Source organism: Aquamicrobium aerolatum DSM 21857 (genome assembly GCF_900113935.1).
GTDB lineage: Bacteria > Pseudomonadota > Alphaproteobacteria > Rhizobiales > Rhizobiaceae > Aerobium > Aerobium aerolatum.
The window spans coordinates 43,711-62,682 of sequence record NZ_FORF01000011.1 but is presented as its reverse complement, the minus strand read 5'-3'; the positions used below and the strand labels follow the sequence as shown (position 1 = coordinate 62,682).

At 62.2% G+C, this 18,972-nt stretch carries 15 protein-coding genes and 1 pseudogene; 10 read left to right on the top strand and 6 right to left on the bottom strand.

Translation table 11 applies throughout. From position 1 onward, the window contains the following. Positions 1-138: 138 nt before the first annotated feature. On the bottom strand, positions 139-984 hold the full coding sequence (locus BMZ42_RS10560; RefSeq protein WP_091521994.1) for a fumarylacetoacetate hydrolase family protein: 846 nt from the start codon (positions 982-984) through the stop codon (positions 139-141). Positions 985-1,165: 181 nt separating this feature from the next. Between BMZ42_RS10560 and BMZ42_RS10555 the strand changes: the two genes are divergently transcribed. The 10 genes and pseudogenes from BMZ42_RS10555 (at position 1,166) to BMZ42_RS10515 (ending at position 9,704) form a co-directional block, all read left to right on the top strand. Further along, complete coding sequence (locus BMZ42_RS10555; RefSeq protein ID WP_091521992.1) at positions 1,166-2,188, top strand: LLM class flavin-dependent oxidoreductase; 1,023 nt, start codon at positions 1,166-1,168, stop codon at positions 2,186-2,188. Positions 2,189-2,398: 210 nt separating this feature from the next. Next, entirely contained in the window at positions 2,399-2,833 is a 435-nt protein-coding gene (locus BMZ42_RS10550; protein ID WP_091521990.1) for a DUF2852 domain-containing protein, read from the top strand. Between the two features lie 133 nt (positions 2,834-2,966). Continuing rightward, on the top strand, positions 2,967-3,743 hold the full coding sequence (locus tag BMZ42_RS10545) for a M48 family metallopeptidase (protein WP_091521989.1): 777 nt from the start codon (positions 2,967-2,969) through the stop codon (positions 3,741-3,743). A 105-nt stretch (positions 3,744-3,848) separates the two neighbouring features. Then, complete coding sequence (locus tag BMZ42_RS10540) at positions 3,849-4,508, top strand: phosphoribosylanthranilate isomerase (RefSeq protein ID WP_091521987.1); 660 nt, start codon at positions 3,849-3,851, stop codon at positions 4,506-4,508. Between the two features lie 26 nt (positions 4,509-4,534). After that, positions 4,535-5,755 carry a tryptophan synthase subunit beta gene (gene trpB, locus BMZ42_RS10535; protein WP_091521985.1) on the top strand — a complete coding sequence of 407 codons (1,221 nt, stop codon included), beginning with the start codon at positions 4,535-4,537 and terminating at the stop codon, positions 5,753-5,755. Positions 5,756-5,762: 7 nt separating this feature from the next. Further along, positions 5,763-6,059 (top strand): annotated as a pseudogene (cutA, locus tag BMZ42_RS18440) (divalent-cation tolerance protein CutA); the annotation flags it as partial. A 69-nt stretch (positions 6,060-6,128) separates the two neighbouring features. Further along, the gene (locus BMZ42_RS18435; RefSeq protein ID WP_342028949.1) at positions 6,129-6,536 is read left to right on the top strand and encodes a hypothetical protein; all 408 of its coding nucleotides are present in this window, start codon (positions 6,129-6,131) and stop codon (positions 6,534-6,536) included. Further along, the gene (gene trpA, locus BMZ42_RS10525) at positions 6,533-7,372 is read left to right on the top strand and encodes a tryptophan synthase subunit alpha (protein WP_091521983.1); all 840 of its coding nucleotides are present in this window, start codon (positions 6,533-6,535) and stop codon (positions 7,370-7,372) included. The genes BMZ42_RS18435 and trpA overlap by 4 nt, the downstream gene beginning before the upstream one ends. Positions 7,373-7,423: 51 nt before the next feature. Beyond that, positions 7,424-8,326, top strand: coding sequence for an acetyl-CoA carboxylase, carboxyltransferase subunit beta (accD, locus tag BMZ42_RS10520; RefSeq protein WP_091521982.1), 903 nt, complete (start codon positions 7,424-7,426; stop codon positions 8,324-8,326). A gap of 40 nt (positions 8,327-8,366) precedes the next feature. Beyond that, a complete protein-coding gene (locus BMZ42_RS10515; RefSeq protein ID WP_091521980.1) occupies positions 8,367-9,704 on the top strand; it encodes a bifunctional folylpolyglutamate synthase/dihydrofolate synthase in 1,338 nt (445 codons plus the stop codon). A gap of 49 nt (positions 9,705-9,753) precedes the next feature. Here the strand turns inward: BMZ42_RS10515 and trxA are convergent, their stop codons facing one another. The 5 genes from trxA to tsaE all read right to left on the bottom strand — a co-directional run bounded on the left by trxA (position 9,754) and on the right by tsaE (position 18,970). Next, a complete protein-coding gene (gene trxA, locus BMZ42_RS10510) occupies positions 9,754-10,074 on the bottom strand; it encodes a thioredoxin (RefSeq protein ID WP_091521978.1) in 321 nt (106 codons plus the stop codon). Between the two features lie 64 nt (positions 10,075-10,138). After that, positions 10,139-13,651: a double-strand break repair helicase AddA gene (gene addA / locus BMZ42_RS10505; protein ID WP_091521977.1), complete on the bottom strand. Its 3,513-nt coding sequence runs from the start codon at positions 13,649-13,651 to the stop codon at positions 10,139-10,141. Beyond that, the gene (gene addB, locus BMZ42_RS10500) at positions 13,648-16,752 is read right to left on the bottom strand and encodes a double-strand break repair protein AddB (protein ID WP_091521975.1); all 3,105 of its coding nucleotides are present in this window, start codon (positions 16,750-16,752) and stop codon (positions 13,648-13,650) included. The genes addA and addB overlap by 4 nt, the downstream gene beginning before the upstream one ends. Next, positions 16,749-17,447 carry a nucleotidyltransferase family protein gene (locus BMZ42_RS10495; protein ID WP_091522194.1) on the bottom strand — a complete coding sequence of 233 codons (699 nt, stop codon included), beginning with the start codon at positions 17,445-17,447 and terminating at the stop codon, positions 16,749-16,751. Before BMZ42_RS10495 ends, addB begins: the two co-directional genes overlap by 4 nt. A gap of 20 nt (positions 17,448-17,467) precedes the next feature. After that, complete coding sequence (gene tsaE, locus BMZ42_RS10490) at positions 17,468-18,970, bottom strand: tRNA (adenosine(37)-N6)-threonylcarbamoyltransferase complex ATPase subunit type 1 TsaE (RefSeq protein ID WP_091521974.1); 1,503 nt, start codon at positions 18,968-18,970, stop codon at positions 17,468-17,470. Positions 18,971-18,972 lie beyond the last annotated feature (2 nt).

The following is an 18,972-nucleotide window of genomic DNA, read 5'->3' as shown; positions in this document are numbered from 1 at the left end:
TTTCCGGAGATGTGCACTCCGGATATCCCCAACAAGATCACTCTGCTAAACATGCCCGGCGGTCGGCCGCACAATCGTCAAGACGATTGCGCCAGGCAGATTGCCCATCAGGGCGCGATGGCGTGGAAGAGGGCGACGCTATCGGTCGGCCTCAACTCTTTGCCGCTGGGTGCCGAGCCTCTCAATGCCGAGTTCCATGATGTTGCCGGGCGCAAGGAAGCGTGGCGGTTTCATGCCCATGCCGACGCCGGGGGGCGTGCCGGTCGAGATGAGATCACCCGGCTGCAGCGACATGAACTGGCTGACATAGCTGACAAGGCTGGCGACATCGAAGATCATCGTTCGGGTCGAGCCGTCCTGGCAGCGCTGGCCATCGATGTCGAGCCACATCGCCAGGTTCTGCGGATCGGCGATCTCGTCGCGGGTGACCAGCCACGGACCAACCGGCCCAAATGTGTCACAGCCCTTGCCCTTGTCCCACGTGCCACCACGGTTCATCTGAAAGTCCCGCTCGGACACGTCGTTGACGACGCAATAGCCGGCGACATGGGCAAGGGCGTCGGCCTGGTCGATATATTTGCCGCCCTTGCCGATGACGACGCCGAGCTCGACTTCCCAGTCGGTCTTTTGCGCGCCGCGCGGGATCAGCACCGTATCGTTGGGGCCGCAGATGGCACTGTTGGCCTTCAGGAAGATGATCGGCTCGGCAGGAATGGGAAGGTTCGCTTCGGCAGCATGGTCGGCATAGTTGAGCCCGATGCAGATGAACTTGCCGATATTACCGACACACGGACCGAGGCGACCGACATTTTCGACAATCGGCAAGGTTTGCGGGTCAAATGCCGACAGAGCTCCCAGTGCTCCGGCGGCCAGCGTTTCGGAACTGATATCTGAAACGATGGCCGAAAGATCGCGCACCTGACCGTCAGCATCGAGAAGGCCCGGCTTTTCCGTGCCCGCTGCCCCATAGCGCAAGAGTTTCATCTCATTCCTCCCAGACATCGACGCGACGCGCCGCAGCAATGGCGCTGCCCGCCTCATTAGCAGGTCAACGCCCCGTTTGCAGCGACTGAGTGTTCACCGTGGGACGGTGGCGATTGTGCGCCAGTCGGCCCATATTCGCCGGGATTAACTCTACCGCCCGCTCAACCAGATTGAAGATCCCATGAAGAAAATCGGTTTTCTCTCCTTTGGCCACTGGTCGCCCTCGCCCCATTCCCAGACGCGCTCTGCCAGCGACACGCTGCTGCAGTCGATCGAGCTGGCAGTCGCAGCCGAAGAGCTGGGGCTTGATGGCGCCTATTTCCGCGTGCACCATTTTGCGCGGCAGCTTGGATCGCCCTTCCCGCTTATGGCCGCCATCGGCGCGCGCACCAGCAAGATCGAGATCGGCACCGGCGTCATCGACATGCGCTACGAGAACCCGCATTACATGGTCGAGGATGCCGGCGCGGCCGACCTGATCGCCGGTGGGCGGCTGCAGCTTGGCATCAGCCGTGGCTCGCCCGAGCAGGTGATCGATGGCTGGCGTCATTTCGGCTACCAGCCCAAGGAGGGCGAGTCGGAAGCGGACATGGCACGCGAGAAGGCCGAAACCTTCCTCGACCTGCTGCGCGGCGAGGGCTTTGCCCAACCCAACCCGCATCCGATGTTTCCCAACCCTCCGGGCCTGCTGCGGATCGAACCGCATTCGGAAGGTCTGCGTGAACGCATCTGGTGGGGCGCAAGCTCCAACGCCACGGCCCGCTGGGCCGCAAAGCTCGGGATGAACCTGCAGAGCTCGACATTGAAGGATGACGAGACAGGACTGCCGTTTCACATCCAGCAGGCGGAACAGATTCGCGCCTACCGCGAAGCCTGGAAGGAAGCAGGCCATCAACGCACGCCACGGGTCTCGGTCAGCCGCAGCATCTTTGCGCTGATGGATGATCGCGACCGGGCCTATTTCGGCACGGGCAACGAAAGCAACGACAAGGTCGGCTTCATCGACGAGAAGACCCGCGCGATCTTTGGCCGGAGCTATGCGGCGGAGCCTGACAGGCTGATCGAGCAGTTGAAGCAGGACGAAGCGATTGCGGAAGCCGACACGCTGCTTTTGACAGTGCCAAACCAGCTGGGCGTCGACTACAACGCCCATGTCATCGAGGCGATCCTCAAGCATGTCGCGCCGGGGCTGGGCTGGCGCTGACCAACAATCGGCGCGCGGCGACCGGCACCGCCGCGCGCTCGACACCCCACGCAAGCGGTCACCGAAAAAGGATCTGCGTGCAGGGCAGTTTGAAATGTGATCGGACCTTGCGCCTGATTCACGCAGAAAGGTCTTGAATCGACTTTTTTCGTTTCCCATCTCGAAATCAAGCAGCCGGTCTGGCTGCCTCCAAGTGAAGGAACGGACGAAATGACCAAGACCGCCCTGATCCGGCCTGCATGGACGCCTGCTACCATCGCGCTGATGGTCGTCGGCTTCATGGTATTCTGGCCGCTGGGTCTCGCAATGTTGGCCTATATCATCTGGGGCGATCGCCTCGAGGATTTCAAAGGCGACTGGAGCAAGGCCCGCAACTCCATCTTCGGCTCATGCAAGAAGGGTAGGACGATGCACGCACGTACCGGCAATGTCGCCTTCGATGACTGGCGTGAAAAAGAACTCGACCGCCTCGCCGAAGAGCGCCGCAAGCTCGACACGATGCGCGAGGAATTCGACGCCTATGCGCGTGAGCTGCGCCGCGCCAAGGACCAGCAGGAGTTCGACCGCTTCATGGCCGAACGCTCGAAGAACACCCCGGCAAACCGCCAGCCTGAGAAGGGCGAAGGTCTGCTGGATGACGTCTGAGACGCTAGCACGCCTTTGATGTGCCTTCCTGCAAAAACGGCGCCGGAGCAATCCGGCGCCATTTCTTTGCGCCCGCAACGTGCTGCTTCCTGACCAGCCTTTCTGTTGCCCGCGAATCGGCTAGACTCCTGCCATGGTCTTCAGCTTCCTCAAATCGACGAAAGCACGCAGTGGTCCGCGTCAAGCGACGCAGGAGCGGGTGCATGTGGTTGCCGAGCGCAATTTGCCGCTGAAGATCGTCGAGAACGACCGCGCCAAGCGGCTGACATTGCGCATCGAAGCTGGAGGGCGGGGACTGCGGGTGACCGTGCCGCCGGGCTTGCGCAAGGGCGAGGTCGATCAGTTTCTCGACCGGCACCAGGGCTGGCTCGAAACGAAGCTGGCAAAACTTCCCAACCTGCCGCGTGTGCGGCCGGGGGTGAAGATCCCCATTCGCGGCGAAGCGCACCTGATCGTGCATGAAGACGGGCGCGGCACGGTGGCGACCGAGATTATTACGGGGGAGCCGGTTTTACGGGTCTATGGCCGGGCAGAGCACCTGCCGCGCCGGGTGGCGGACTTCCTCAAGCGTGAGGCTCGCAACGACATCGAGAGGCTGGTGGCAAAACACACGGCCAGCGTCGGCAGAGCTGCCCGTTCGATCCGCTACAAGGACACCTCATCGCGTTGGGGGTCATGTTCGTCGGAAGGCAATCTGTCATTTTCTTGGCGCATCATGATGGCACCGCCTGTCGTGATCGACTATCTCGTCGCCCATGAAGTTGCGCATCTGAAGGAAATGAACCACGGCCCGAAATTCTGGGCGCTGTGCGCGAGGCTTTGCCCGCGAACGGAAGAGGCCCGTGCCTGGCTCAAGCGCAATGGCGGCGCGCTTCAGGCAATCGATTTCAGCAACAACAGCGACGCCTGATGGCAAGCCATGCCGCAGCGGCATGATTTCACGTGAATCCCTCAATCCCGGCAAAAGTATCAATCGTCCTTGAAACGGCTGCATTTTCGTGGCGATAAGACAGGCATGACCCTCGATATCAAAATCTGCGGCCTGACCAGCGACGACACGCTCCTCGCGGCGCTGAACGAAGGCGCAAGCCATATTGGCTTTATCTTCTTTCCCAAGAGCCCGAGACATATCGAGCCGGCTGCTGCCGGCATGCTGCGCCAGCACGCTGTCGGCCGGGCAAAGGTCGTCGCGGTGACTGTGAATGCCGATGACGACGCATTGGATGCGATCGTGAAAAGCGTCTCGCCTGAGATCCTGCAGCTTCATGGGAACGAAACGCCGGAGCGCGTGCGTGCCGTCAAGCAGCGCTATGGCTTGCCGGTGATGAAGGCGTTTTCGATCAGTGAAGCTGCCGATCTCGACCAGGTCGAGCCGTTTTCCCACGTTGCAGATCGCCTCCTGTTCGATGCAAAACCGCCCAAGGGCTCGCAATTGCCCGGCGGCAATGGCGTTTCCTTCGACTGGCGGCTGCTCGCAGCCCTTGACCGCGACGTCGATTACATGCTTTCGGGGGGGCTGAACGCCGCCAACATCGGCGATGCCCTTCATCTCTCCAATCCGCCCGGTATCGATATCTCGTCGGGAGTGGAGCGAGCGCCGGGCATCAAGGATGCGGCGCTGATCGCACAGTTCTTCAAAGCCGTCCGGAGCGCGCAGGAAACAAGCGCCACCTGACGGACCAATCCCTGAGGAGACCGGCCGTGAACCAGCCTGTGGCCCCGAATTCGTTCCGTACCGGACCCGACGAACAGGGCATGTTCGGCATCTTTGGCGGCCGCTTTGTCGCCGAAACCCTGATGCCGCTCATTCTCGATCTCGAAAAGGAATGGGACGCAGCGAAAAACGATCCGGCGTTCCGCGCCGAATTGCAGGCGCTCTCGACACATTATGCCGGGCGACCGTCGAAGCTCTATTACGCTGAAGGGCTGTCAAACCACCTGGGTGGCGCGAAGATCTATTTCAAGCGTGAAGACCTCAACCACACCGGTTCGCACAAGATCAACAACTGCCTCGGCCAGATCCTGCTGGCCAAGCGCATGGGGCGCAAGCGCATCATCGCCGAGACCGGCGCAGGCCAGCACGGCGTTGCCTCGGCCACGGTTGCCGCCCGCTTCGGCTTTCCCTGCGTGGTCTATATGGGCGCAACCGACGTCGAGCGGCAAAAGCCGAACGTGTTCCGCATGAAACTTCTGGGCGCGCAGGTGAACGCGGTTTCAGCCGGACATGGCACCCTCAAGGACGCCATGAACGAAGCGTTGCGCGACTGGGTGACCAATGTCGAAGACACCTACTATCTGATCGGCACCGCCGCCGGCCCTCACCCCTATCCGGAGATGGTTCGCGAGTTCCAGTCGGCGATCGGCAACGAAGCGCGCGCGCAGATCCTCGAACAGGAAGGCAGGCTGCCGGATGTGATCATCGCAGCCGTTGGCGGCGGTTCGAACGCGATCGGCATCTTTCATCCGTTCCTCGACGACAAGGACGTCAAGATCATCGGCATCGAGGCCGGCGGTCGTGGTCTTGATGGCGAAGAGCACTGCGCGTCGATGAACGCCGGTCGTCCCGGCGTTCTGCATGGCAACCGCACCTATCTGCTGCAGGACAGCGACGGACAGATCAAGGACGGCCATTCGATCTCGGCAGGCCTCGACTATCCCGGCGTCGGTCCGGAGCACAGCTGGCTGCGCGATACCGGCCGGGTCGATTACGTTCCGATCCTTGACGACGAGGCACTGGAAGCATTCCAGCTGACGACACAGAAGGAAGGCATCATTCCGGCGCTGGAATCCTCGCACGCCATTGCCCATGCGATGAAAATCGCTCCGACGATGCGCAAGGACGAGATCATCATCGTCAACCTGTCGGGCCGTGGCGACAAGGATGTGCACACGGTGGCCGGCATGATGGGTATGGAAATCTGATCCGCCCATGACCACGCCGTTCATCGACATCTGGATCAACTGTCCTGATCGCCCGGTGGCAGACGGGATCGCCAGGGCGGCAGTCGATGCCCGCCTTGCCGCATGCGCCAATGTTTTTCCCGCTGTCTCCAGCGTCTATCGCTGGCAGGGCGAAGTGGAACAGGCGGAAGAAGTGCCGCTGCTGCTGAAATGCAGGGCTGCAGACTTTGAACGCGTCAGCGCCCTCGTCCGCTCGCTGCACCCTTATCAAGTGCCCTCGATCGTTGCTGCGCCGCTCGCTGCGGTGGATGCAACCTATGGCGATTGGCTGCGCACGCAGACGAGCGAGCCGGTCTCCTGCGCATACCAGCCAAGGCGCGCCTGGTTCCGCGAGATGGTCGCGATTGGCCCGGTATCGGTCAAGCTCAACGCAATCTGCGCCGAAGGCGCGACGATTGGCGACGAGGTCTTTGAGGCGGCGATCGCCAAGATGCGCTCGGCTGAAAACGAAATCGCCCACACGCCCCATCAGGGCGCCGGATTTGCCATTCTTCATGAAGGCGAAGAGGCGCGCTGGCTGCTGTTGCACTGGTGGGTGAAGGGGGGCATCGCCGCACGCAAATTGTGGCGTGCCGACCGGTCGCCGGACGGGCGTTTCGTCGAGGCCGACCCGCTGCTGATGGCCTGCGTCTGGGAACTGGGCCTCATCGATTTCGAACGACGTGCCTGGATGAACACCGCCATGTCGGGCAAGACTGTTTCGGACTACACCGAAGAGAGATTTTCCGGAGAGTACGTATGACGACGCGTATCGACCGCCGCATGGCGGCGCTGAAACAAGAGGGCCGCCCGGCGCTCGTCACCTATTTCATGGGTGGCGATCCCGACTACGATACCTCGCTGGAAATCATGAAGGCGCTGCCGAAGGCCGGCTCGGACATCATCGAGCTGGGGATGCCATTCTCCGACCCGATGGCCGACGGCCCGGCTATCCAGGCGGCTGGCTTGCGTGCCCTCAGGGCCGGCCAGACGCTGAAGAAGACGCTCGCCATGGCCGCCGACTTCCGCAAGGAAGACGATGAGACGCCGATCGTTCTGATGGGCTATTACAACCCGATCTACAGCTACGGCGTCGACAGTTTCCTTGCTGACGCCAAGGCGTCCGGCATCGACGGCCTGATCGTGGTCGACCTGCCGCCGGAGATGGACGAGGAACTCTGCATTCCCGCGCTCAAGGCCGGTGTGAATTTCATTCGTCTCGCAACGCCGACCACCGACGACCATCGGCTGCCCAAGGTGCTGCAGAACACTTCCGGCTTTGTGTACTATGTCTCGATGACCGGCATCACCGGCTCGGCCCTGCCCGATACGACCAATGTTGCCGCGGCGGTGTCCCGGATCAAGGCGCATACCGATCTGCCGGTCTGCGTCGGGTTTGGCGTCAAGACGGCCGAACAGGCGCGGGCCATCGGTGCATCCGCTGACGGTGTCGTCGTCGGTACAGCCATCGTCAACGCGGTGGCTAATGTGATAGACGGCAACGGAAAGATGACCGCCAATCCCGCCGAGGCTGTTGCAACGCTCGTGGATGGGCTCGCCCGTGGCGTGCGTCGCGCGCGTCTTGCCCCGGCTGACTAAAGACACCATTTCTGTGAAGACGCGCTGACGTCACAGATCAAGGAAATCTCGATGAACTGGATCACCAACTACGTACGGCCCAAGATCAACTCCTTCTTTGGTCGCCGCGACATGCCCGAAAATCTCTGGGTCAAGGACCCCGAGACCGGCGAGATGGTGTTTCACAAGGAGCTGGAGGAAAACCAGTGGGTGATCCCGTCTTCGGGCTACCACATGAAGATTTCCGGCAAGGAGCGGCTCAAGGCGTTTTTCGACAATGGCGAATACACGCTGCTGGAGAACCCGAAGGCTCCGGTTGATCCGCTGAAATTCCGTGACGAGAAGCGCTACACGGATCGTCTCAAGGACTACCGCGCCAAGACCGGTCTTGAGGATGCGGTTCTGTCGGCAACCGGCACCATCGAGGGCTTGCCGATCGTCGCGACGGTACAGGACTTTGCTTTCATGGGCGGATCGCTCGGCATGGCCGCCGGCGAAGCCATCGTGAAGGCTTTTGAAACGGCGATTGCTCAGAAGCGGCCCTTGGTGCTGTTTTCGGCATCGGGCGGCGCCCGCATGCAGGAAGGCATCCTGTCGCTCATGCAGCTGGCGCGCACGACCGTTGCCGTCGACCGCCTGAAGGAAGCCAACCTTCCCTATATCGTGGTGCTGACCAACCCGACCACCGGCGGCGTGACAGCATCCTACGCGATGCTGGGCGACGTCCATGTCGCCGAGCCCGGTGCGGTGATCGGCTTTGCCGGTGCCCGCGTCATCGAACAGACCATCCGCGAAAAGCTGCCGGAAGGCTTCCAGCGCTCCGAATATCTCATGGAGCACGGCATGGTCGACATGGTGGTCTCTCGTCTTGAGCTGAAGGAAACAATTTCCCGGCTGCTGAAGATCCTGCTCAAGGAGAAGGCCACGGCCGCGAAGATTGTGGAGACGGACAAACAGGTTTCAGCCGAGGCATAAGCTTGCCGCAAACAGGCCGGCGTGAACCGGGAGGTCTGACATGACCCTTGCAACGAGCGCCGCCGACCGTGAAATCGAGCGGCTGATGAGCCTGCACCCCAAGGGGTTCGACCTGTCGCTCGAGCGCATCTCGCGCCTGCTCGAAAGGCTTGGCAATCCGCAGGAACGGATGCCGCCGGTGATCCATATTGCCGGCACCAATGGCAAGGGTTCGACCTCGGCATTTACCCGCGCGCTGATCGAGGCATCGGGCCTTACCTGCCACGTCCACACCTCACCGCATCTGGTAGACTGGCACGAACGCTATCGGCTGGGAGCCGAAGGCGGCGGACGGCTGGTCGAAGATGATGTGCTTGCCGAAGTGCTGCAGCGGATCGCTGCGGCCAATAACGGCGAGACGATCACGGTGTTCGAGATCCTGACGGCGGCGATGTTCGTGCTGTTTTCCGAGCATCCTGCGGATGTTGCGATCGTCGAGGTGGGCCTGGGAGGTCGGTTCGACGCGACCAATGTGATCGCCCGCCCTGCAGCCAGCGTCATCCTGCCGATTGCGCTCGACCACGAAGCCTATCTTGGTGACAAGGTTGAACTGATTGCCGCCGAAAAGGCCGGCATCATCAAGCCGGGCTGCCCTGTGGTCGTCGGCGCGCAACTTCATGACAGCGCGCGCGACGTGCTGGTGGAAACAGCCGAACGCCTTGGCTGCCCGCTGGTTGTCTATGGCCAGGAATTCATGGCGCATGAAGAGAACGGTCGTCTCGTCTATCAGGATGAAGATGGCCTGTTTGACCTGAGCCTGCCGCGCCTTCCCGGCCGGCATCAATATGGCAACGCCGCCGCCGCGATTGCCGGTGTGAAGGCAGCGGGGTTCAAGGTGACCCAGAGCATTGCGGAAGCAGCAATGCGACGGGTCGAGTGGCCGGGACGCATGCAGTTGCTTCCCGACGGAAAGCTCAGCGCTCTCGCCCCGCAAGGGGCCGACATCTGGATCGACGGCGGCCATAATCCCAGCGCCGGGGCCGCAATCGCCGAAACGCTGGCCGAACAGGAAGATCGCTCGCCACGTCCACTGGTGCTGATCTCCGGGATGATCAACACCAAGGATCAGGCCGGCTATTTCCGCAACTTTGTCGGCATCGCGAAGCGGGTTTTCACCATCCCTGTGAATGAGAGCGACGCGGGCGTTCCCAATGACCAGCTCGCTGCGCGCGCAACTGAGGCAGGGCTTGAGGCCGAACCGGTCGCGTCCGTGGAAAACGCCTTGATGTTGCTGCGAGATGGCTGGGACGACCCAAGCCTGCCGCCGCGCATCCTGATCTGCGGCTCGCTCTATCTGGTCGGCGAAGTGCTTCGCAAAAACGGCACGCCACCAGCCTGACACAAAAAAACCCGGCGCAAGGCCGGGTTTTTTCATGATGCTCTGAAGATCAGACGGCGCCGCCGATCCACGAGGCCAGCGCGGTCTTGGGCGCTGCACCCACTTTCATGTCGGCAACTTCGCCGCCCTTGAAGATCATCAGGGTCGGGATCGAGCGAACACCAAACTGGGCAGCCAGTTCCGGGTTCTCGTCGATATTGACCTTGGCGACTTTCACCTTGCCAGCGAGCTCGGTCGCAATTTCCTCAAGCGCTGGCGCGATCATCTTGCACGGGCCGCACCATTCGGCCCAGAAATCAACGACGACTGGCTCTGAAGCCTGCAGGACGTCGGTCTGGAAATTGTTCTTGTCTACGGTGACGGTTGCCATGGCGATCTCCTGAATCTGTCGCACGCATGTGGGGCATCGGATCACCCCATTCAAGAACTTTCTGTCACGCCTTCCCCAGTTGAGCAAGCGCAGCATCCATCACGTCTGCCGGAAGGTCGATCAGAATTGGCGTTTCCGTGTACACCAACGCAGCCCGGATCGGCCTGCCCGGATAAAGCGGTGCGAGAAGCGCGCAGTAAAGCGCCATCTGTGCGACATGGCCGAACGGAACCTGGGCCGGAGCCTGCGGCGCAGGGCGGTTTGTCTTGTAGTCGACAATCAGCACCGCATCATCTCCCGGCACCAGGCGGTCGATCTTGCCAGACACGGCACGTTCGGAATTTCCGAGCATGATCGTGCCCATGATTTCGACTTCGGCGCGTGAACCTCGCGCAAAAAGCGACGCAAAATCCCGGTTTTCCAGGATAGCGCGCACGGAGAGCCACAACCGATCCGCTTCACCGCTGGGCCAGTCACGCCCGATCCGCTCCAGGTAGCGGCGCGCCGCGGCTTCGCGTTCATCCTGCGGTAACGCGGGCAAAAGCTGCAGCAGCCGGTGCGCAGCCGTTCCGCGCTCAAGTGCGAATGCCGGTGCAAGCGCTGCATCAAGCACCGGCGAACCACCGGGAACCGGCTGTTCGGGGGCAGGATCGATCACCGCGCCCGCGCCGGACGGCGACAGGGGACGTGGCAAGATCGTGGGGCGCGGCAGCACCTTGAAGAGTTCTGGGGGCATTGACGGCAGGACAGGCTCTGTAGCCGGTGCTTCCGCTTCCAATTGCACATCAATCGGCGGGGTCGCCGAGTAACGCAATATCGTCTCACCGGTGGCGGGATGGACAAGGGTCTGCGTCTGAGCCGAGCCTGCGAGCGCGTTTTGCACCATTGCATGCCAGGCCATTTCCGGCTGACCACGCTTGCCGTGATAACCGCACATGATGAGGCGATCTTCGGCGCGGGTCATGCCGACATAGAGCAAGCGTCGATATTCCTGTTCAGCCTTGGCGCGCGCCTTGACTGCGAGGGATTGCGAAAAGCTGTTGCTCGTATCGGCAGCGGCACGCCACAAATAGCCTTCCCCCTGCCACCCAAGGTTCGGCGGGTCGAACCGAAGCAGGCGCGGCAGATGGCTGTCAGAAAACGCTGCCGCGCCACTGTCGACAAGGAACACGACCGGTGCCTCCAGTCCCTTGGAGGCATGCGTGGTCATGATGCGGACTTCACCGCGTGTCTGATCCATCTCGCGCTTGATCTCGGGCCCGCCGCTTTCCAACAGCGCCAGCAACGCCTCGAGTTCGGTGACGCCGGTCTTTTCGGCGGCGAGGCAGAAACTGAGGAACTCATCTACGACATCGCCAGCCTCTACGCCCAGCCGGGCAATGAATTTTCGTCGCAGGCCGTCCTTGGCAAGCATGCCAGCAAACAATACGAACGGCTTTCGATAGCCGGATTCATTTCTCCAGCGCGCCAGCAAATCGGCGACATCCTTGCTGGAAGGGTCGGCCCTCAGGGCAGATAGAAGCGACTGACCTGGATCACGATAGGCTGCAAGGCGGAACAGGCGCTCCTCGTCGTAACCGAAGACAGGGCTCTTCAAGAGCGCGGCGAGCGACAGGTCGTCTTCCGGCTGCAGCGATATGCGCGCAATTGCCATCAAATCCTGCACGGCGATGTGATCGGTCAGCATCAGACGGTCGGCACCGGCCACCGGAATGCCGCGTTCTTTCAATTCCCGAGACAAGGCATGGATGAACCGGTCGCGTTTTCGTACCAGAACCATCACGTCCCCGGCCTTGATCTTGCGCGCCCTGCCAAGCAGCATTTCGCCTGAGGAAAGCCAGTGGCCAATCGTATTGGCAATCTGAACGGCAAGCCGAACTGCAGGAGCCGATGCGTGATCGACCGGCTCCGTCCAGTCTTCCGGCTCCTCGACGACGGTCGGACTGAGCGATGGCCAGACCTCGACATGGCCGGGCGCACTGGAGCGGATCGCCAGATGCTCGATCGGCTCCGGATCGCGGGTGAGACCGTCGCGGTTGGGTTCGGGCGCAAACACCAGATCGACCGCTGACAGGACGTCATCGGTCGAGCGGAACGAGCGCGTCAGCTTGACGTGTTCGAACTGCCCTTTGGCGCTGAGCACGCGTTCTTGAAATTCGCGACCGCTGCGACCGAAGGATTCCGGCTCGGCTCCCTGGAACGAATAGATCGACTGCTTTTCATCGCCCACCGCAAACACGGTGCGGCGCACACCGTCACGCGCACCAAGCCCGGCGAAGAACTCCGAGGTCAGGGCCTTCACCACCGCCCACTGGTCGGGACTGGTATCCTGGGCTTCATCGAGCAGGACGTGATCGATCCCCTGGTCCAGCTTGTATTGAACCCACGCGCCGGCGTCCTCGCGCGCCAGCAGAGCGACGGTGCGGGTAATCAGATCGTTGAAATCGAGGAAACCGCGCGCGCTTTTGAGCCGCTCATAACGCCCGATGAGCCAGTCGGCGATGGTGAGCGCCGCTTTAGTGCTGGTGAGCATCGACAAAAGGCCGACACGATCGCAGGTTGCTTCAATATCCCCCGCGAAACGCTCGAACTCGTCGGCGAATTCGGGGAAATATTCACCAACACCCTTGGCCATGATTCGAGTGGCGGATTTTGGCGCCCACTGCCCGGCTTTTCTGGTGAGAAACGCGCCGCGCAGGGCGTGTAGCCGCTCCTGCGCATCCGGTTGGGCGAAAATCTCAATGAGATCGGCAGCAAATTTCGCGGCAATCGACTTGTCGGCTGCGGCAGCACGGCTGGCTATCCCGCGCGCAAGCTCGGGCGTGAAATAGCTGTCGGGCAGCAGCGCTCCCGCGAGCGAGTCTGCACTCTCGCTCCCGTTGAAACCAAATTCCTCAAACAGCGGCAGGTATTGCCCGTCGCCGACGCTGATCTGCCCGAGGAAAGCGCGCAAACCATCGCGCTGGTTGACGATGGCACCGAGAAGCGCGTCGAGCCCGCTTTCGCCTGCAACCTGCAATATTGTGGCAAAAGCTTCGGCAAGCTCGGCATCAGCATTCTGCGCCGCAAGCGCGATCATTTCCCGGCGCGCCTCGCCAACGAGGGCAGCTTCCATCTGTGTGTCGAGCATCTCGAAATGCCCGGCAATGTTAGCCTCCAGCGGGAACTGGTGCAGAACCGCCTCGCAGAACGCATGAATGGTCTGGATTTTGAGACCGCCCGGCGTTTCAAGCGCGCGCGCAAACAACTGACGTGCCAGCCTGAGCTTTCGCGCGTCCGGCGCGATGCCCTCCAGGTCCGCAATTTCCCGCGCGAGATCGTCCTGCGCAAGCATCGTCCAGCGCGAAAGGTTGGCGAACACACGGTTTGCCATATTGGCGGCCGCGGCGCGTGTGTAGGTGAGGCACAGGATGCGCGACGGATCGACACCGCGCAGCAGCAACCTGATCACGCGGCTGGCAAGAACATGCGTTTTGCCCGAGCCGGCATTGGCCGAAACCCAGGCGGAAATGTCTGGCGTCGAGGCTTTGGCCTGCGCGATCCGGGTATCATCCGGGATGATGAACACGCTGCTCATTCGCCCTCGCCCCCGCCTGCCGCACCTTCACCACCTGCCGACCATTCCAGCACACGGGCCAGATGATCATAATAGCCACTGACATCGCCTTCCCGGAACGGCAACGCGCGCGACAGGAAACCAGTCGTCTCTCGGGCATAGTGGGACACCAGCTTCTCCAGCTGCATCCAAGCTTCGTCGGAAAGCTCGGTCGCCGACTTGATCTGGCGGCTATATTCGAGGATCGATTCCTCGACGACATCGCCGTCTGCTTTCATGCGCACATAAGCGAGTTGGGAAGGCATGCGCGTGCCGATATCGCGAAACGCCCCGCGCATTAGCAGGGCACCTTCAAGCGCAAGCTGCGGCGACAGCAGCGTGTGCGCCTGCGCCTTGGAAGGCGACGAGCCGGTCTTGAAGTCGATGATGTCGGCCATGTCGGCGGCAAGAAGGTCGATGCGGTCGGCGCGGCCTGAAAGGCTGATGCCCGTTACGCCGATCTCGGTGCGGCTGGCGCGGATTTCCGCAAGTCGGGCCTGGATCCCAATCGGACGACGACGCTCCCACGCGATGAAGTGTCCGGCCATCTCGAGAAAGCGCGGCCACCACACCGCGTCGATGTCGAGCGGCAGCCCGACCTTGTCGAATTCCTGCCGACCGATCTCCACCAGTCGCGTCTGCGCGTCGGGTGCTTCGGGATCGATGCCCGCAAGGGCGAAGGCATGGACGATGTCGTGGAACAGCGTGCCGCGCTCGGCAGCGCCCGGATCGCGCAGCAACGGCTCCAGAGGTTCAAGCCGCAGGATGCGTCGCGCGTAGACCGCGTAGGCATCGCGCCGCAGCGTCTCGATTTCGGTCACCGAATAATGCTTCGGCCGCATGTCGACCGGCGGGCGCGGAGACGGACGCGGGGCGAAGGGAACAGATGGCGAGAGGTCGAGACTGCGCGCCCAATGCAAGATGTCCGACCCCCGATGCGCCATCTGGTCGATCATCTCTTTGCCGGCAAACGTCATCAGTCGCTGAAGCCAGCGCGACGCCAGGGCCGGCGCATCACCGGTCCGCGCCGAGCGGGTCAGGATCACCTTCTTCGCGCCCATCGCCATGACAAAATCATGCGCTGCCTGGCCAATGCGTTTTTCCGGTGGGTCGAGTTCAAGCCCGGCCTTCATCATGCGCGACATGAAGCGGTCAGCTTCCGCCTTGCGCGGCCATGACCCTTCATTGAGGCCGCCGAGGATGAGCGTGTCGACCGTCTGCAGGCGGGCCTCCAGCGCACCCCAGATCGCAATTCGCGGATCTCCGGTGACCGAGGGCTTGACCGATGCCCCTGCCATCAGCGCATTGAACACGTCCGGCCATTCGATCGCATCCAGGTCGACATCGGCGGTGATGCCGACCAACGAACGCAGGAACGAGGCGAATGCCTCGCCGCTATCGCCACCATAGAGCGCCTCATAGGCACCATCCTGATCGCGGCCCAGCGCCTCGAAACAGCGCACCGAAACCGCAGCGATCTCCTTGAGGGAGACCTCCTGTCCGCGCAGATCAATCAGCTCGGACGATGCCCGCGTGATTGCGTCGAGCAGCTCACGCGCCTTGTCGAGCCGGTCTGCGGAAAGACGCTGATGCCAGAACGGCTTGCGCGGATCCGCATCAAGCCGGGCAAGACGCTGGTCGAAATCAACGCGCAGCTGCGCGATGTCCGGTCGCCCGGTTGCCCCGCGCAGCGCCACAAGGTCGATCGCTTCGGCAGCAGCACGCACATCCGCGCGCGGCAAGCCCGCATGCAGCAGCGGATGCTTGAGCAGCGCCATCAGCGCCACCGCATCACCGGGCCGAAACACGGCCTCCAGCAGACGGTGGAAAAGTGTCGCTTGAGCGGTGGTGTTGAGCGGCGTGCCACCAGAATCGTCAGCTTCAATACCGAAGCGGCGCAGCTCGGCAGACACCCGTCGTGCCAGTTCGCGGTCGCCGGTGACGAGTGCGGCAAAGCTCGTGCCATCATCAATCGCCACGCGCAGCGCGACAGCGATCGACAGCGCTTCCTCGCGCTCGTTGGCAGCCTCGATCAGGCTGACATTCGCAAAGCTTTGCGGATCGGGAGCACGTTCAAGCGTAGCCCAGACATCGGTCGTTTCGGCCGGGCGCAGCGCCTCGTTGACCAGCGCGATACGCTGCGCGATGGCAGGTTCGGGCAAAGCCAGTTCCTCGACGTCGCGACGCTCGACACCCAACACGCCCAGAAGTTTCTTGAGACCACCCTGCGGATGACCGAACACCGATGGCGGACCATCAGGTCTGCCGATCTCGGCCCAGCTGGTTTCGTCCGCGCGTTTGTCCAGCCCCGGCAGAACCACCGCGCCAAGGGGTAGTTCCGAAATCGCAGCAAGAAGCTGCGCGGTTGCAGGAATGGAACCCGTCGAGCCAGCAACGATAACCGGCCCTGCGGGTGGGTTGCGGGTCAGCCTTTCGGCTTCGGCAAGAATGATAGCACTGCGATGGCCAGCCGGATTGGATCGCCCACGCTCGGCCAGAAGTGCTGGCCAAGCCGATGTGATGATCTCCAGAAATTCCAGCGTCACCTGCCACCAATTGGCAAGCTCGGCGGGCACGAGGTCAGCAAGCCGTGACCAGTGCGCGCCACCGGTCTCGATTTCATCCATCAAGGCTGCCAGGTCGCGCGACAGCCAGATCGCGTCGGCAAGCGATGCCGGAACGACGATCTCCTCACCGAAAAGCGCCGCGACATGCGATGGGAGACGCCGTTTCCACGCCCGCACCAGCGGGCTGAGCAAGAGGACACGATCCATATCACCGATGGGTGGATCGAGCGCGAGATCGTCACTGGAGCCGCTTTCGAACAGAGCTGCGTCCTCGTCGAACTCACCCAACGGCCTGATCGTTGGAAGGATCGCCGTGGTGCCGCCTAGCCGATCAACGAAGACACTTCGCAGTGCGCGCGCGGCGCGGCGCGTCGGTACATAGATGGTGGCCTCGGCAAGTTGCAGCGGATCGCCGTTCCACGTGAAACCTTCCACCAGGCGACCAGCCAGCAAGGCGTCGGCAAATTCAGGCAGAAATTCAACGCCAGCGGGGATCGAAACGACGCGCGGCGTCATCGTCCCGCTCCACGTCGCACCGCCGCCTCCGCCGGCGCGACAGCATCGGGCGTACCGACTGTAATCCAGTGGCCGTTCATCGGCAGGCCGAACAGCCGACCCGCGGCAATTGCGCGATCAAAATACAGATTGAGAGAATGCGGCTCAGCGACGGCGCCTTCGAAAATGCGCGGATGCAGGATGGCAACGCCGGCATAGATGAAGCCCTCGGTGCTGCCCCGCGCACGCGACAGGCGATGCTCCCCGTCCATCAGGAAGTCAGTCGAACCGCTGTGTCCGGTCGCATGATCGGGATGTGCAAGCATGACCAGAATATCCATGCGCGCGTCGTTCCATGCAAGCCCAAGCCTGTGGAGTTCCGGTTCTGGCCCATCGATCCAGAATGTGTCGGCGTTGAGGATCAGGAACGGGTCGTGACCGAGGATCGGCAGCGCCCTGACAATGCCACCTGCGGAATCCAGAAGCGCATCACGCTCGTCAGAAATCGTGATCGCAGGCCGCTGGCGCATCGCGACATGGCGCACGATCTGATCACCCAGATAGTGGGTGTTGACGACGGCTGTCTCCACTCCGGCACTGCCCAGCGCATCCAAACCCCAGTCCAGAAGCGACTTGCCAGCAATTTCGATCAGCGGCTTGGGCGTGTGGTCTGTCAGAGGCCGCATGCGCTTTCCAAGGCCGGCGGCCAGAACCATCGCGCGGCGCGGAAGCGCGCTCACAGGATGCCAGCCTTGCGATAGATCGGCACCAGCGGTGCCAGTCGGGGATGCGCAAGCGCGCGAGAGAGATATTCGCGAATGCGCGGCAGATGTTTCAGATAGGCGGGCTTGCCGTCGCGCTGGTCAAGGCGAACGAAGATGCCGATGATCTTGGTGTTGCGCTGCGCCGCCATGATCGCATAGGCAGTTTCGAACTGCTCGCGATCAAAGACGCCCAAACGCGCGCGCGTAGCACAATAGGCGTCGACGGCCGCTGCCTCAAGCTCAGGCGAAATCGTCACCCGCGCATCCATGGCAAGCGACGCGACGTCGTAAGCCGCCGGCCCGATCACCGCATCCTGAAAATCGATGATGCCGACCCTGTCATCACCCCGCCGGTCTTCGCGCCAGATAATGTTGGGCGAGTGATAATCGCGCAGAACCAGCGTCTTTTCAGCATCGTCCAGAAGGTCAAACATCTGTTCCCAGACGTGGGCGAATTCGGCGCGGTCTTCGTCCCCAGTGGGGGTTCCGGTTACATAAGGAAGATACCAGTCCGTCAGAAGCTCGATCTCGATCGCCATCGCGACACGGTCATAGGCAGGCACGACATGCACCGCGTCGGGCGCAATCTCGATGCGCTGTGGCCATTGATGCATGTGCATCCGGGCCAACAATTCCGCTGAAGCGATGTAGCGTTCTGCAATCGGTATGCCGTGCGCATCCAACACGCCTTGCGTGCCGAGATTCTCGACAAGCAGGAGACCATTATCGAGATCCGCGGCAGGAATTTGCGGAGCGGCAAAACCGGCGTCCCGCAGCACTTTGGCGATCGCGACAAAGGGCGTCACCGATTCAGCCAGATGCGCAATGCGGCTGTAGGGCTTGCCGTCACGGATCGGCGGTCCATCCGGGCGGCGTGGCGCGTTCATGAGGATCATCGCCGTGCCATCAGACCGGCACACGCTTTCATAGGCGCGCGTCGATGCATCACCGACCAGGAAGTTGCGCGACGCATGCTGCCAGCCGGCATCGTCCAGAAACCGACGGATCAGGAGTGAGCGCTGCAGGCGTTCAGCAAAATCGACCGGCGCATCGATCGAAACGGTACGGCCCTGCCCCTTCTCGCTCAGCGAAAGGCGCACGGCGTCCTTCGGCATGTCTTCGGCCGCACGCTCGGGCCATTCAACCAGAACCGCGCCGTCGCGGATCGCCTCGCTGAAGCCCAGTTCCTCAAGCTCATCGGGGGCACCCAAACGATACAGATCATAGTGCTGGATCGGCACGCGGGTCGGATAGGCTTGCACCAGCGTAAAGGTCGGGCTCGGAACTTCCAGCTCCGGATTGCCGGCCATCGCACGAATGATCGCGCGCGCCAGCGTCGACTTGCCCATGCCAAGGTCGCCCGACAGCAACAACACGTCTGCAATGCGCAGCGCTGCGGCGATGTCTTCACCAAGCTGATTGGAAGCCTGCTCGTCGGGCAAGTCGAGCGTCAGCAGCACCCGTTCTGGGATCATGT